Source organism: candidate division WOR-3 bacterium (assembly GCA_016934535.1).
In the GTDB taxonomy this organism is placed as follows: domain Bacteria; phylum SDB-A; class SDB-A; order SDB-A; family SDB-A; genus JAFGIG01.
The window spans coordinates 1-13608 of the sequence record JAFGSQ010000029.1; the positions used below are offsets into that span (position 1 = coordinate 1).

The 13608-nt window shown below is 43.4% G+C and carries 17 protein-coding genes; 9 read left to right on the forward strand and 8 right to left on the reverse strand.

Going from position 1 to position 13608, the window contains the following annotated elements; translation table 11 throughout:
- The first annotated feature begins 127 nt into the window (after positions 1 to 127).
- From JXL83_05225 to JXL83_05260, 8 genes are read left to right on the forward strand one after another with little or no spacing between them, the layout of a single operon-like run.
- A complete protein-coding gene (locus JXL83_05225) occupies positions 128 to 1057 on the forward strand; it encodes a PhoH family protein (GenBank protein MBN2363512.1) in 930 nt (309 codons plus the stop codon).
- Complete coding sequence (locus JXL83_05230; GenBank protein MBN2363513.1) at positions 1044 to 3380, forward strand: HDIG domain-containing protein; 2337 nt, start codon at positions 1044 to 1046, stop codon at positions 3378 to 3380. Before JXL83_05225 ends, JXL83_05230 begins: the two co-directional genes overlap by 14 nt.
- Positions 3310 to 3741, forward strand: coding sequence for an rRNA maturation RNase YbeY (ybeY, locus tag JXL83_05235; protein MBN2363514.1), 432 nt, complete (start codon positions 3310 to 3312; stop codon positions 3739 to 3741). Before JXL83_05230 ends, ybeY begins: the two co-directional genes overlap by 71 nt.
- Positions 3678 to 4952: a DUF21 domain-containing protein gene (locus JXL83_05240; GenBank protein MBN2363515.1), complete on the forward strand. Its 1275-nt coding sequence runs from the start codon at positions 3678 to 3680 to the stop codon at positions 4950 to 4952. The genes ybeY and JXL83_05240 overlap by 64 nt, the downstream gene beginning before the upstream one ends.
- Positions 4952 to 6160 (forward strand): DUF21 domain-containing protein, encoded by a 1209-nt coding sequence (locus tag JXL83_05245; GenBank protein MBN2363516.1) that lies wholly within the window; start codon positions 4952 to 4954, stop codon positions 6158 to 6160. The genes JXL83_05240 and JXL83_05245 overlap by 1 nt, the downstream gene beginning before the upstream one ends.
- Before the next feature lie 17 nt (positions 6161 to 6177).
- Entirely contained in the window at positions 6178 to 7179 is a 1002-nt protein-coding gene (locus tag JXL83_05250; protein MBN2363517.1) for a DUF1730 domain-containing protein, read from the forward strand.
- A gap of 48 nt (positions 7180 to 7227) precedes the next feature.
- Entirely contained in the window at positions 7228 to 7689 is a 462-nt protein-coding gene (locus JXL83_05255; protein ID MBN2363518.1) for a hypothetical protein, read from the forward strand.
- Positions 7676 to 8374, forward strand: a complete 699-nt coding sequence (locus JXL83_05260; GenBank protein ID MBN2363519.1) for a hypothetical protein — start codon at positions 7676 to 7678, stop codon at positions 8372 to 8374. The genes JXL83_05255 and JXL83_05260 overlap by 14 nt, the downstream gene beginning before the upstream one ends.
- On the opposite strand, the gene JXL83_05265 is transcribed toward JXL83_05260, so the two are convergent.
- The 8 genes from JXL83_05265 to JXL83_05300 form a co-directional block, all read right to left on the reverse strand.
- Positions 8367 to 8813 (reverse strand): hypothetical protein, encoded by a 447-nt coding sequence (locus tag JXL83_05265; protein MBN2363520.1) that lies wholly within the window; start codon positions 8811 to 8813, stop codon positions 8367 to 8369. The two genes, JXL83_05260 and JXL83_05265, sit on opposite strands and share 8 nt — an antisense overlap.
- Complete coding sequence (gene queF, locus JXL83_05270) at positions 8810 to 9214, reverse strand: NADPH-dependent 7-cyano-7-deazaguanine reductase QueF (protein ID MBN2363521.1); 405 nt, start codon at positions 9212 to 9214, stop codon at positions 8810 to 8812. Before queF ends, JXL83_05265 begins: the two co-directional genes overlap by 4 nt.
- A gap of 10 nt (positions 9215 to 9224) precedes the next feature.
- Positions 9225 to 9632, reverse strand: a complete 408-nt coding sequence (locus tag JXL83_05275; GenBank protein MBN2363522.1) for a SoxR reducing system RseC family protein — start codon at positions 9630 to 9632, stop codon at positions 9225 to 9227.
- Positions 9633 to 10547 (reverse strand): quinolinate synthase NadA, encoded by a 915-nt coding sequence (gene nadA / locus JXL83_05280; protein ID MBN2363523.1) that lies wholly within the window; start codon positions 10545 to 10547, stop codon positions 9633 to 9635.
- 62 nt (positions 10548 to 10609) lie between these two features.
- On the reverse strand, positions 10610 to 11029 hold the full coding sequence (locus JXL83_05285) for a hypothetical protein (protein ID MBN2363524.1): 420 nt from the start codon (positions 11027 to 11029) through the stop codon (positions 10610 to 10612).
- 13 nt (positions 11030 to 11042) lie between these two features.
- Positions 11043 to 11339 (reverse strand): DUF4234 domain-containing protein, encoded by a 297-nt coding sequence (locus JXL83_05290; protein MBN2363525.1) that lies wholly within the window; start codon positions 11337 to 11339, stop codon positions 11043 to 11045.
- Between the two features lie 15 nt (positions 11340 to 11354).
- A complete protein-coding gene (locus JXL83_05295; GenBank protein ID MBN2363526.1) occupies positions 11355 to 12764 on the reverse strand; it encodes an RtcB family protein in 1410 nt (469 codons plus the stop codon).
- Positions 12757 to 13182 (reverse strand): archease, encoded by a 426-nt coding sequence (locus JXL83_05300; GenBank protein ID MBN2363527.1) that lies wholly within the window; start codon positions 13180 to 13182, stop codon positions 12757 to 12759. The genes JXL83_05295 and JXL83_05300 overlap by 8 nt, the downstream gene beginning before the upstream one ends.
- A gap of 39 nt (positions 13183 to 13221) precedes the next feature.
- Between JXL83_05300 and JXL83_05305 the strand changes: the two genes are divergently transcribed.
- Positions 13222 to 13608: a hypothetical protein gene (locus JXL83_05305; protein MBN2363528.1), complete on the forward strand. Its 387-nt coding sequence runs from the start codon at positions 13222 to 13224 to the stop codon at positions 13606 to 13608.

The window sequence follows — 13608 nt, forward strand, 5'->3', positions numbered from 1 at the left end:
AAACAGCAGTTCAAGCTCAATCAGGATCCCACAGTTTGGGAAAAGTACAGGTCGCAGGTCGGCAGGTAATTAATTTCCTGGATTTTTGATGAAAAAGGGGAGAAAATTCTCCCCTTTTTTTTATAACATGGCAGAGATATTCATAGACCTTCCGAGCAAACTGGCTCTCGCATTTGTCGGACCCCGAGACGAATACCTCAGAATTTTAAAATCTAAATTTGACTGCAAGTTTTTTTTGCACGGAGAACAAGTTATAATACGAGGAGACGAAAAATCGATCAAAGAGGCTTCGAAAGCAGTGTACAACTTGATATCATGCATTGAAGAAGGTTCATTGAGAGACGAGACGGATTTTATGGATGTGTTGGAAAAAGGAAATTTAAAATCGTCAGAAAACAAAACTCTGATAAACACGCCCTGTATAAAGATTTACCCGAGAAGCGAAGGACAAAATAAATACATCAGGGAAATTGACAGGAGCGAATTGACAATATGCATAGGCCCTGCAGGAACAGGTAAAACATTTCTTGCCGTTGCCAAGGCAGTTGAAATGATGACGGAAAAGAGAATAAAGAAAATTATTCTGACCAGACCTGCGGTTGAAGCCGGAGAGAATCTCGGATACCTGCCGGGAGATCTGATAGAAAAAGTTCAGCCTTATCTCAGGCCTCTGTACGATTCACTCGAGATGACCTTGTCAAAGGATAAAATGAAGAAATTCATAGAATTCGGCCTGATAGAGGTCGCGCCACTGGCATTCATGAGAGGCAGAACTCTTAACGAAGCCTTCATAATTCTCGACGAAGCTCAGAATACCACTCCTCCGCAGATGAAAATGTTTTTGACAAGACTGGGCAGAAACTCAAAAACAGTAATATGCGGAGACGTCACTCAAAGTGATTTAATAGAGGGTCAATCCGGTCTTGTCGAGATAAAATCGCTTCTGGGAGGGATAAACGGTATTGGAATATCGGTTTTAACCCGGGAAGACGTAGTGAGACACAGATTGGTAAAAGAAATTATTAAGGCGTACGAAGAAGCGAATGAAAATAAATAAATACAATACAGCTTTTTTCGGCTGGAGATTTTTTTCGATAATTGCCGTAGTTTTTACGGCAGAGATAATCTCACATCCTCCTTCGAGAAAATCTCTGACATTCATACCCGGAGATGTCTCTGACAGGACCATACTTTCTCCTGTCGAGTTCAAGGTCTTGAAATCAAGTGAAAGCCTGTCCGCGGAATCGGCGTACGTAAAAGACACAGTGACACCAGTATTGAACAAAACTGACGTCTACGGGCGCAGTCTCGCAAAAAGAGACACTTTCATGTTTTTTCTCGACTCTTGCAGTCTGAGATATTTCGAAATTGATTCATACGGAAATTTTCAACCCCCTTTGTTCAGGGAAACAAATTTAAACGCCTTCTATGAATGGCTTCAGCCGAGAAATCTGACTAAAAACCAGTTTGACAGTATATGCAGAACTCTCGATTCGCGCAATGTTTTAAATCTTTCCAAATCTTTGAGCGAGTTGATTGACACCGTAGTGTCCATAGGCATCTGTGAAAATTTTACTCAAAACAGGCAGAAAACGATAATTATTATTGAACCAGACGGAATAACTCAAACACAAAAACCTCAGGCATCCGTGCTATTCAGCGTTGATCAGCTCAGCGATGCGATTCTGGCGTATTCTGCGTACAGGAAAGAAGACACTCTTTTGTTGAGAAACGCTTTGAGAAAAATCGCCGAGGTTAATTTATTTTATGACAAGAATTGGACAAACTCAAAAATCGACTCGGCCCTTCGTTCCATAGATCCATACACGGGTGTAAAAGTCAGCAAAGGAGCCGAAATTCTCCGGCAAAACCAGCAGATAACCTCCGAGGATTCGGTTAAAATTGAATCTCTTATAAAGTTTGTCGGAGAAGACGATCCGCAGATAATAAACCTTCTCGGTAAAGCCAGATACAGGATAAAAGATGTCGCGGGAAGAGTCATAACAGTTGCCGTTGTATTCTTTCTCTCGTTTCTCTTCATTTCTTTCCTTTGCCCCAAAACGTGGAAAACAAAATCGAGGATGCTGCTTTTTATACTTATTGTTTTTCTGACGGCAGTGACTACTTGTGTTTTGATAAAATACCTTGGCCCCTCCGGGAATGACCTCGCCCCGCAGTTCCCTTCGGAAAATTTCAGAGACAATCTGATCGCTCTCGCTCCCGTCGCTCTTGGAGGATTTCTGATAGTTCTTCTGATAGGTCCTTTGGAAGCAATAATAGGGGTGATAATATTGTCTGTACTGGCGGCGGTATACTGGAATTTCTCCCTCAATCTCTTTCTCGTCCTCGTAGCGGGCAGTGCGTCCGTAATTGCTGTTTCCCGCAAGATACACAGAAGATCCAGCTTCTACACCGCACTCATCGCAATGTTTGCAAGTATGGTGCTGATTTCTTTTGCCTTGTTTCTGTCGGAAGATCTTCCTGTCAAAGCGTTTTGGAACTCTGTTCTGGTCTCATTCATAAGCTCTACTTTATCCGTGTTTTTCGCTCTCGGACTGATTTCTCTTTTTGAAAGACTTTTCAACGTTGTCACATACATGAAGCTTCTGGAACTTTCTCTCGACAATCAGCCTCTGCTTTACAGAATGGCTCGCGAAGCTCAGGGTACTAAGTATCATTCACTGATAGTTGGAGACATAGCCGAAGCCGCTGCAAAAGCAATTGGAGCCAATTCCGTGCTGACTAAAGTCGGTGCTTATTATCACGATATCGGAAAAATTGAAAACCCGGATAATTTCATAGAGAACCAGTCGGTCACCGGAAAGAACATACACGACAGCATATCACCGAGGGAAAGTGCGCGTCTGCTGAGAAAGCACGTAGAGGATGGTAAAATTCTTGCAGCCAAGCACAAATTACCTTCAGAGATAAGAGAGTTCATAGAGACACATCACGGGACGAATGTTATGGAAGTGTTTCTGCATAAAGCCTCTATCGCCAAGAACATCGGCGGTCCCGACATAGACGAAGCTGAATTCAGGTATCACGGACCTTTGCCCAAAAGCAAGGAAGCTACTATCGTGATGCTGGCAGACAGCATTGAAGCGGCGTGCAGGAGTCTTAAAAATCCTTCAGAAGATGACATAAGGAACAAGATAAAATCGATTTTTGAAAGAAGAATTAATGACGGTCAGTTGAAGGATTCGGAGTTGTCAATGTACGAACTTCATCAGGCAGAGGACGTGTTCGTCAGACAGATGGTCAGCCTGTATCATCCGAGAATTCAATACCCGTCTGATAACAAGAGAAATGAAGAACCGGATAAAGATAATCCCGGGGAAGCTGAAGAACAAGACCCGGATAAAGAAGTTAGTACTTAAAACGGCTCACAACCTGTCCGTAAAAAATCCCTCTTTGAGCCTCGTTTTTGTAAGTAAAACTGATATAATGGAATTCAACAAACGGTACAGAAAAAAAGAGTATGTCACCGATGTGATTTCTTTTCAGGGTTTTACGGACGATTATCTCGGGGACATAGTTATTTGCGAAGATAGTGTCAGAGATAATTCGATCAGCTTTGGAGTTGACGCCGGCGAAGAATTGACAAGAGTCATTGTTCACGGTTTTCTGCACCTTCTGGGCTTCGAAGACGTTACGCCGCACGGCAGAAAGACCATGTGGAAAAAGCAGGAAGAGTTGATTTCTCTGCTGAAAGAGGAAAAACTTCTGTGTATTCTCTGATAGCTTGCCTTGCACTTTTATTTCTGTCGGCTTCATTTTCTGCTTCAGAAACCGCAATATTTTCGCTCCCTTCCTACGCAGTTAATTCATGCAGAAATTCAGGATTCAAGGGAAAAGCTCTTCACAGGCTTTATTTTTCACCAAATTTCACCTTGCCGCTTCTTCTTTTCAGCAATACAGTCGTCAATATAATTCTGTCGGTATTGTCTTTCAGGATAGTGCTGGCCGTTTTTCACAAAACGGAGGGTGACACCGCAACCGTCGTCTTTAATATAACGGCAGTGACGATTCTTTTGCTTGTATTCGGTGAATTCGGGCCCAAACTGCTCGCAATCAGAAAAACCATGAAGACAGCCTTTGCCCTCAGCCCTTTTGTTTACGTCCTCGGTTTTGTCCTCTATCCTTTCATAAAACCGCTCGAATTGTTTCTGGAAGTCGTTTTAAAAGACAGACAGAGTGAGATTCTTTCTCCTTCGGAAGTTCTTTTTTTACTGCACAAAGCGCGAAATTCGGAAATGACCAACGACTCGGTTAAATGGAAACTGACGTATTCTCTGGTGTCCTTGAACCAGACCGAGGCGAAAGATATCATGAGGTCAAGGCAGCGTATTCCGTCAATAGAAAAGGACGCCACCTGGGAGGAGGCAAAGTCGGTTTTTAAAAAATCAACTGTCAAAACCCTTCTCGTATACGATAAAAATCTCGACGATGTAGCCGGAACGTTAGACCTGTCCAAGTGCATTTCCAGAGGAATCGGCGACGGTGACTCCGTTAAACACCTGGTAGACCCGGCGACTTTTGTTCCCACCTCTGCGAAACTGACGGCCATAATAGACGATTTGAATAAAACGGGCGACATATATTTTGTCGTCAAGGATGAGTATGGACAGACATCCGGAATAGTGACGGAGGACGACATACTGGGTTATCTGTTCGGGGATAATAGCCAATCCAAAAAGATCAGGAAAAAAGAAATCTTCCTCAAAAATTCAGAATTTGACGGAGAATGCACTTTGAGGGAAATATCTGAATCACTAAATTTCTATATAGATCCTGCTCTGGCCGATAAAACGGTTGGAAAATATATCCTTGAAAATTTTAAGGACATACCGAAAAAGAACGATGAAATCGTTTTGGGTGATAAAGGTATCAGGGTTGAAAAGGTGAAGAAAAACAAAATTGTAAAAGTAAGTGTTTTTCAGGAGGAATGATGACGCTGATCGTTTATTCTTCCCTCGTATGCCTGTGCCTTCTTCTTCTGGCAATGTTCACTTCATCGGAGCTCGCATTGGTCAGCGCTAGATCCGAAAAAGTCGCCGGGACCGGTTCGAGGGGGAAAAAATCCGCCCTGAAGATACTGGGGAAGGTCGAGGAAAATCTTTCGGCACTTCTTGTCGGAATGAACATTTGTATAGTCGCAATGAGCACTTTGACTGAAAGCCTTTTCGATATTGTCTTTAAACAACACAACGCGGTATATTCCGTGATCTTCGATTTTGCCGTGATACTTCTACTCGGAGAGATCATCCCCAAGAGCCTGAGTAAGATTAACTCGAGTTCTTCGATTTTGTTTCTTTCTCCTTTTATTTATTATTCTTCTGTAATTCTCAAGCCGTTTTCTGTTTTTATAAACGCTTTTTCTTCTAAAATGCTTGATGTAATTAACGTAAGATATACCGGTGAAAGAAGAGTTTCTGATTTTGATAACGCAGTGAGAGATTTTTCGAGAGAAGGAATGCTGGCTCCGCATTCAAGGATACTCGAAGGAGGCGTCGATGCTTTGAGGAAGCTGAAAGTCTCCGCTCTCATGAAACCCAGAAAATCAGCGGCTTTCTGCAAAGAAGAAAACGGATACGAAGGAGCTCTCAGCGTATACAGAAAAACCGGGCATTCAAAAATTGTGTCAATAGGCAAGAACATTGACGATGTCCGCGGAGTTTACTACATAAGGGATTCAGTGAAAAAAAGTACAAAATCCCCCAGACCCCCCTTTTTCATGTATGAAAAAGCCTCTTTCATCAAAGCGTTGGAAATATTCAGCGACATAAAAGACGACCTTGCTGTTTGCGTCGATGAGTATGGTCAGGTGACGGGAATACTGACGAGGGTCGATCTCATACTCTGCTTTTCTAACATATTTTATCTTAGCGGAAAAAATCCGTTCGTATTAAAAAGGAAAAAGAACGGTGATTTTGTTTTCAGATCCGAAACAAGACTGGGTTTATTGGCCGATTTGTACGATCTGGACTTGTCGAGGGAATATTACGACGGCGACTGCACTGTATCGAGTTACATTCTAGATCTAAAACGAAGCATACCCGGATCGAACGAAGTGTTTTTTTTCGACAAGCTTTCGCTGACGGTTGAGGAAAGCACCGTCAAGGAAATCAGATCCGTGTCCGTAAAGAAATCTGACTGAGAACGGGACGCGCAACAATGACAGCGGAGAGCCTCGGGAACCTTTTGAGAGAACTGGCCGATGAAATGAGGCTGGACGGAATCGGCTTCACTGATGCGGAGCCTGTCGAGGGAAACTACAACAGGAAAATCCATTACGAGGGCCAGTTCGTGCCGGATGAAAGATTCCATTCTCCGCGCCTCGTTCGACCTTGGGCCAGAAGCGTCGTGGCGGGAATAATATCGTACAACACTAAAGAAAGAGAAGATGCTGAATCAGGATATGGAATCCTGGCGCGGTATGTGCGGGGAAATTACTATCACCTTCTTCGCAGAAAAATGAAGCGAATAGCCGAAAAATTTTCCGTGATCACAGGCGAAAAGGTTTCAAATGTGTACTCCAACGGACCGCTCGACGAGAAATATTTCGCTTTTAAAGCTGGTTTGGGATTCAGAGGAAAAAACGGACTTCTCATCAACAAGACGCTGGGATCATACGTTTTGATAGCTCTTTTTCTATCTGGGGCAGAATTACCCGCGTCTCAGGTTCAGGATTCTCTCTGCGGAGAATGCAGGACGTGCAAAGATAAATGTCCGGCAAATTGCTTCAAAGATGACGGATCTTTTTTCAGATTTTACAGGAACACCTGCCTGCAGGAACTTTCTCAGAGAGACACGGTGATACCGTATGAAATAAAAGCAATTTGGGGCGGCAGGTTTTTCGGTTGCGATGAATGCCAGGAAAAATGCCCCTTCAACGAAAAATCTTCTGTATCGCTTCACAGGCCTTTCAGGGGTGTTTTGGGCGCGAAAGCGGATATTTTGTGTTTTTTGGAAAATCCGGCCGAATACAGAAAAAATTATTTTGAAGGATCTCAGCTGAACGCCGGATGGCTAAGGATTGAAGCACTGATCAGAAATGCATTAATTGTATTGGCTTTTCAGAAAGACGACAGAGGAAAGGTTTTCGCAGAGAAATACATACGTTCGGAAAATGAAGGTATCAGAGATGCAGCTGAATTTTTTTTAAATTCAATTTGATTTGACGGGAGGGTTCTATTTACAATAATATGATTCGAAAGGCAGGTGATGAAAAAGAGGTTTTTTAATATACTGCTGTTCGGTTTGCACATAGTTCTTCCTCTCTCCCTGGGCGGAGCTATCTATGTGCTTTTAAGAACAGATAATCTGACGATGTTCAAGTGGTTTGAATCACTGGGATTTTACGGTTTTATTGAGAGCATCAGATCCTCACATCCGATCAAAAACGCCGCCTACCCTTATTGGTTCGTTTTCTGCCTTCCAAATGCACTGTGGATTTATTCACTTACCGCATATCTGCTCATTTTGTGGAAAAACGCCAAAGGAAGATATTTATGGTTCGCGGCTGGTCCTATTATAGGAGTTGTTTCGGAAATTGCACAGATCAACGGTTTGTTTCCAGGAACGTTTGACGGAATTGACCTTGCCTTTACTGCGGTTTTTTCAGCAGTGCCATTTATCACACTGAATCCTTTCAGAAAAGAGAGACGAGCGCATGAACAGCAATAACCTTTCAAGAACAATCCTTTCAATAGCGGGAATTGCCGTTTTCTTTGTTTTGGCTCTTGGCAGTTTCGAAAACTCGTGGGGTAAAAAAATAACGTACGAGAACGGCAGTGAGCTTTATTACAAAAGCCCTGTGATGGAAGAGGACGCACTCGCGCTCGGTGAATATCTGAAAAACGCGGGGTGGTTCGACAAGGACGCGCCGGTGAAAACAGTGCAGGTTCTGAAAGTCTGGGAGACGTATCAAGTGAGATTTCCTGTTAAAGAAGGTTACGACAAAGATGCGGAATACATCAAAACCTGTAAAATGATGGCTGAGGAGATCTCCGACCAGGTGTTTAGGGGCAGTCCTGTTGAAATCCATCTTTGCGACGACAGACTCGTCACCCTCACTTCAGTTTCCATCAGGGATACAATTGCCGGGTTTTCCTCTCTGAAAGAAGATATCGTCGGTCTTTGGGAAGACGATCAGATTTATATAGAATTTACGGATGACGATTCGATAAAAATAATCTCATTGAACGGGAAAGACACAATAACAGGCGTGTTTTCTATCGCAGGTTCGAATTCACTGAGAATTGAGACTTCCGATGAGATCATCAATTTATACGACGTAGAAATCATTTCGGATACGCTTTGTTTCAAGGACGAGGCCGACATAGATCATAAAAGCCTGAGAATCAGGTAGACTGTTTATCGCTTTTCACGCAATTTTTCGGGAAATCCTTGTTTTTAATCAAGTAACTCAACGCCGCCAAGCGAAGAATTATGTCGACAGCGGCAACCTTTGCGGCGAGAAAAGAGAAATCTTTCCATCCGGGTGTTTGAGGAGCTTTCAGAAAAAGAAATACGACAAAAGCGGCTTCCGCAATTCCGACGATTGCATGTTCTGATATAGCGGCTTTTCTGGTCCACTGTTTTCCGTTCCAAAGACATGAGCCCAAGACATGATAGAAAATAGCCGGAGGCATAAAAACCGCGAACCAAACCCACGACGCGCCCAATCCGAGAATGAAAGCGGTTGTGGCGAAAAAATAACAAAAGAAAACAAAACGCCAGCCGAGTGCCCACGCCTGCCAGGCTGTAGTTTTGAACATTCTATGCCTCGGATAAATTTGGCCTATCAATCTTTCCTCCTTGATTTTTCGTGAGGGCTTTGAACTGTAACAGTTGTTTTTATGCCTCCTCTTATGGAGAACTGACCCCTGACATCAAGACAGCGAGGTTCTACGGAACACTCGATTTTGTCGAATATAGCGTTGACTGCTTCTTCGTGGGTTACGGCACGATCGCGAAAAGTTTGAAGATACAATTTGAGGGATTTGAGTTCGAATATCAGGTCATTAGGTCTGTAAGCAATGAAAATTACAGCGTAATCGGGTTGTCCTGTCATTGGGCACAGACACGTGAACTCGAGAGCTTCTATCTCGATCAGGTAGTCTCTTTTTTTAACCGGGTTTTCGAGAAGCGTGAGCTCGCCTGAGACAGGAACGTCAATGGTTTTTATAGTGTTTGATGTTTCTTTCACTTTACGCCTTTCACGATGTAGCGCTGATGCTTATATTTTTAATTATTTTTTTTTCCATCTTTTTTGAAAAAATGAGCATGACAATAAAATCGCAGATTGAAAGGGCAAAAGCCCCGGTGAGAGCGGGTAGATCAGCGGAAAAGATTCTTTGTAGCACTAAAAAAACAGTCAAAAAAACAGCAACTGGTGATCCAAAAATCAATAAAAGGCGGTAAGATTTCGAAAAAACAGGAAAAACAGCTTTGACTTCCTGGCCGACCCTGAGACCGGATGGGCCGGAAAGCACAAGTTCCTGGTTTTTTTTAACGACACAGCTGCCGTAAGCTGAACAGCAGGAACACGCTTCAGGATTGACGTAAAACCTTACAGCGTATCTGCCGTCATTGAGAATCTCCTGTATGATTCCTTTTTCTTCCATTCAGGCCGACAACTCCATCATTCTGAGAATAGGCCGTCTCGCTTTTTCTGCAAGTTGAGCGGGTATTGACAACGGATTTCCCGGGTTTTCGAGAGTCTCAATCAAAGATTCGAGGGTGTTTTTTTTCATTCCGTAACACAGTCTCGGAAACAATGGCGCAATAAATTTTTTGTCCGGGTGTAAGGTCCTCAATCTATCGAGATGGCCTTCTTCGGTGCAGACTATGAATTCTCTTTCTGAGCTTTCGGACACGTAATTAAGCATAGCTGAAGTCGAACCTACAAAATCGCAGATGGAGGTGACTTGTTCCTGACATTCGGGGTGGCACAGAACCAAAGCTTGCGGACAATCATTTCTGGTTTTTTTTATGTCTTCCGGATAGATTTCATGATGAACGTAGCAAAAAGCTGAAGCGGTAATGATATCAAAGTCCTTCAATATACCGGCCACGTAATTGCCCAGATTCTTGTCGGGAACGAAAATAATTTCCTTTTTTCCGAGCCTTTTTGCAAGTTTGACCGCATTTGAACTTGTACAAACTACATCGCTTACGGATTTTAATTCCAGGGTCGAGTTTATGTAACACATTACAGCCGCAGAAGGGTGTTTTTCTTTTATCTGGAGGACGTCTTCTTCTTTCAGCATTTCGGCCATTGTGCAATGAGCGTTCTTTTCGGGTGAGAAAATGTTTTTTTCCGGGTTCAGTACAGCTGCGGTTTCCGCCATGAAGCTGACGCCGCAAATCGCTATATTGCTTTGTTGACTCGAATGAGCCGTCTTGCAGAGTTCGAACGAGTCTCCTACCATGTCAGCCGCCTCTTGTATCTCAAGGCGCTGATAATTATGAGCGAGAATCAGGAAATCTTTCTCTTTTTTCAGAGATTTGATTTTTTCTATAACTGTCCGTTCTTTCAACTCTAACATTCCTTGATTTTTGAGAAAAAAAGAGGCGGAGCGAAAAACGCTCCGCCTAAAGTTTATTCAGACCAAGCTATATACCCCGGAGCGATGATGTTCATCACGGGGACGAGGAACATGATACCCCACCAGCTCGGTTTTCCTCTCGCTTCTGCTATTGCCATCCATACCATAACCGAGATGACAATGTTGACGAAGGGGATCATGAAAAGCACTATCCACCACGTCGGCTGCTGTGAGAGTTCGAGCATAAGAAGCACATTGAGTATGGGAATCCATGCCCACCATGCTTTTTCCGTGGCTCCGAGCTTTTTCGCAATAGTCATCAAAGCCATGGAATAATAAACGTACGAACCAATGATAAGCAGAATGTAAAAAATCCAAAAACAGCATACCATGCCCATTGCGCCAAAGGCGCCTGCGGCGTCTGTAGCGTCAGTTTCTGAAGTCTGGGCAAGTATGTTCAGGTATTGAATCATTTCTGCCGCTCTTTTACTTTACTTCATTGTATTTCTGCTGAGTGAGGAACATTCCGACCGGATTTACGAACCAGAAAAGAATGAAAGCCATAACGCCGGTCTGGGCGCCTGCCGTTACTTTTTCCACGCCTTCGGAATATTTCCAAAGCCAGAATATACCGACTACGGGTATGAAAAGAAGAATGGGATTCGGAACCGTAGCGCCTTTGGCGTTGAGTTCTGAACATGTCTGCCAGAACCAAATCAAATTGTATATTCCAAGGGTTACGCATCCGAGAATGAGGACCATTATTGGATTACGCTGTGTCATCTGTTACCTCCCGTTTTATCCTTTGATGTTTCCTAGCGGCCTACCCCTGAGTATCTCCCGGGTCAGCCCAGCTTTTGTCACTGTTTCTACGATGTCTTCCAATCCTTTATAAGCTTCCGGCGCTTCCTCTGAAACGCCTTCACGAGAGTTATTTTTAACATAAATTCCCTTTTTCATCAACTGTTTTTTAATGTCGCTTTCCCTGAATTTTTTTGTCGCCTGTTTTCGGCTCAAAAGTCTTCCCGATCCGTGGGGAAGCGAGAAAAATGTTTCCTCGCATTTGTCTTCGGGAGACAAGAGAATAAAACCTGATCCCATCGAACCGGGAATAATGACGGGTGAAGAAAAAAGCCCGCCGCCGAAAGAGGTCATTTTTCGACTGTCGGCTCTGGTGGCTCCTTTCCTGTGAACCATGATTTTTCTGCCGCGCCAATTCTCTATCATTGCTATATTGTGACAGCAATCGCAGACGAGTTCGCAAGTCAAGCTGTTTGAAATGTTCTTTTTTAGGACAGTTCTGATCCTGTGAGTCATCAGCTGTCTGTTGGCGAATGCGAAATTGGCTCCGGCGTTCATCGCGGCGAAATATTTTTTTCCGTTTTCTTCGTCCGATCGTGTATAGACAAGCTGTCTGTCTTTAAGAAAGATGTTTTTATTACGAGTTTCTTTCTCGAGAATTCTTACCCAATCTGTTGTTATCTGGTGACCCAGTCCCCTCGAACCTGAATGTATAAGGATGACGATTTCGTCTTTGAACAAGCCTGCGGCTCCCGCGAATTTTTCATCGAGTATCTCTCCGACTGCGTCTATTTCGATGAAATGATTGCCTGATCCCAGACTTCCGAGCTGAAAAGAACCCCTCTCGACGGCTTTTTGTGAAACTTCTCCGGGATCAGATTCCGCCAGATGTCCGCGGGATTCGCATCTTTCAAGATCAGTCTCCTCTCCCATACCTATTTCTACGATAAATTCAGCTCCTTTATCCAGTATCCGGGCAAGTTCCTTGTTTCCTGGTCTGTATATTGCCCCCTGTCCCAGTCCGAGAGGTATGTTTTGAAAAATCAGGTCGGTTATGCAGGAAATTTTTTTGGAGAAATCCTTCAGAGGCACTCCCGTTTTCATCATTCTGATTCCGCAGTTTATGTCGTATCCTATGCCTCCGGGTGAAATTATGCCTCCGGGGTAGGGAAATGCGGCCACCCCTCCTATTGGGAAGCCGTAACCCTGGTGAGCGTCAGGCATTGCTATAGAATATAACAAAATGCCTGGAAGAGATGCGACATTTTCGATCTGATTCATCACGTTTTCATCAAGACCTCGGAGTATTCTTTCGTTGGCGTAAATCCTTCCCGGGACGTTCATGCCTTTTTTTTGGGTAAGTTCGTATGTGTTGGCGGATAAAAAACACAGTCCGGGATCAGACATCGAGGACAATCCTTCCGTAGTATCTGCCGTTTTTTTTCTCGACTGACAATCCGTTATATGTTGCGCCTTTGATGTTGTTTCCCAGTTCTGTTCCCGGTATGATTACATTGAAATTCATTTGAGACTTCAGTGAATACCTGTCCTTTTCAGTTTTTATTATTTTCAAAGATTTGAATCCGCGCGGCAGAATACATTTAGAGTCGGTCAGAAAAATGATTTCAGAAACAAAATCAAGGAGAAGATTCTCGACCCCTTCCGATTCAATTTCAAAAAAAAGCGTTCCGTCAGGCTTCTTATTAACTGGAGCGCTCATAATGAAAGACAAGGCTTCGGCTACATCGGAGAAAAGGTCTGGAAGAGTTTTTCCGCAGGCTTCAATTCCGACGTCAGCCGTGTGATCAAAAAAACTGTAGCTCATTGAAGTTGATTTATTTTTCCTTCAGTTGTTAAATATAGAATGGCTTTGGGAAGAAAAAAAGAAGTATTTATCGGCACTGCTGTGATAGTGCCGTGTCTGATTTTTTTTTCATTTGCATTTTTTTACAGAAAATCCCATAAAGACCCGGGCAGACTGACATGCCGTTTTGAAAACATTGATTCTTCCGACCTTGTTTCGGTGAACATAAGATCCAATTATTTCGACGCGCCGGTTCTGAGAACTTCCATTCCTCCGTCAAGCATTTCCGTAGACCTGAGAAATCTTGTTCCCGGAACTCTTTACGTAAAATACGACAACCGCGAACTTTCCGACAAGACGATTACTGTCAGAGTATTGATAGGGGGCATGGAAGTTGAAAAAAGGGAGCTCGTGCCGAGCTCCCGGATGGTAATTCCACTGGAGTGA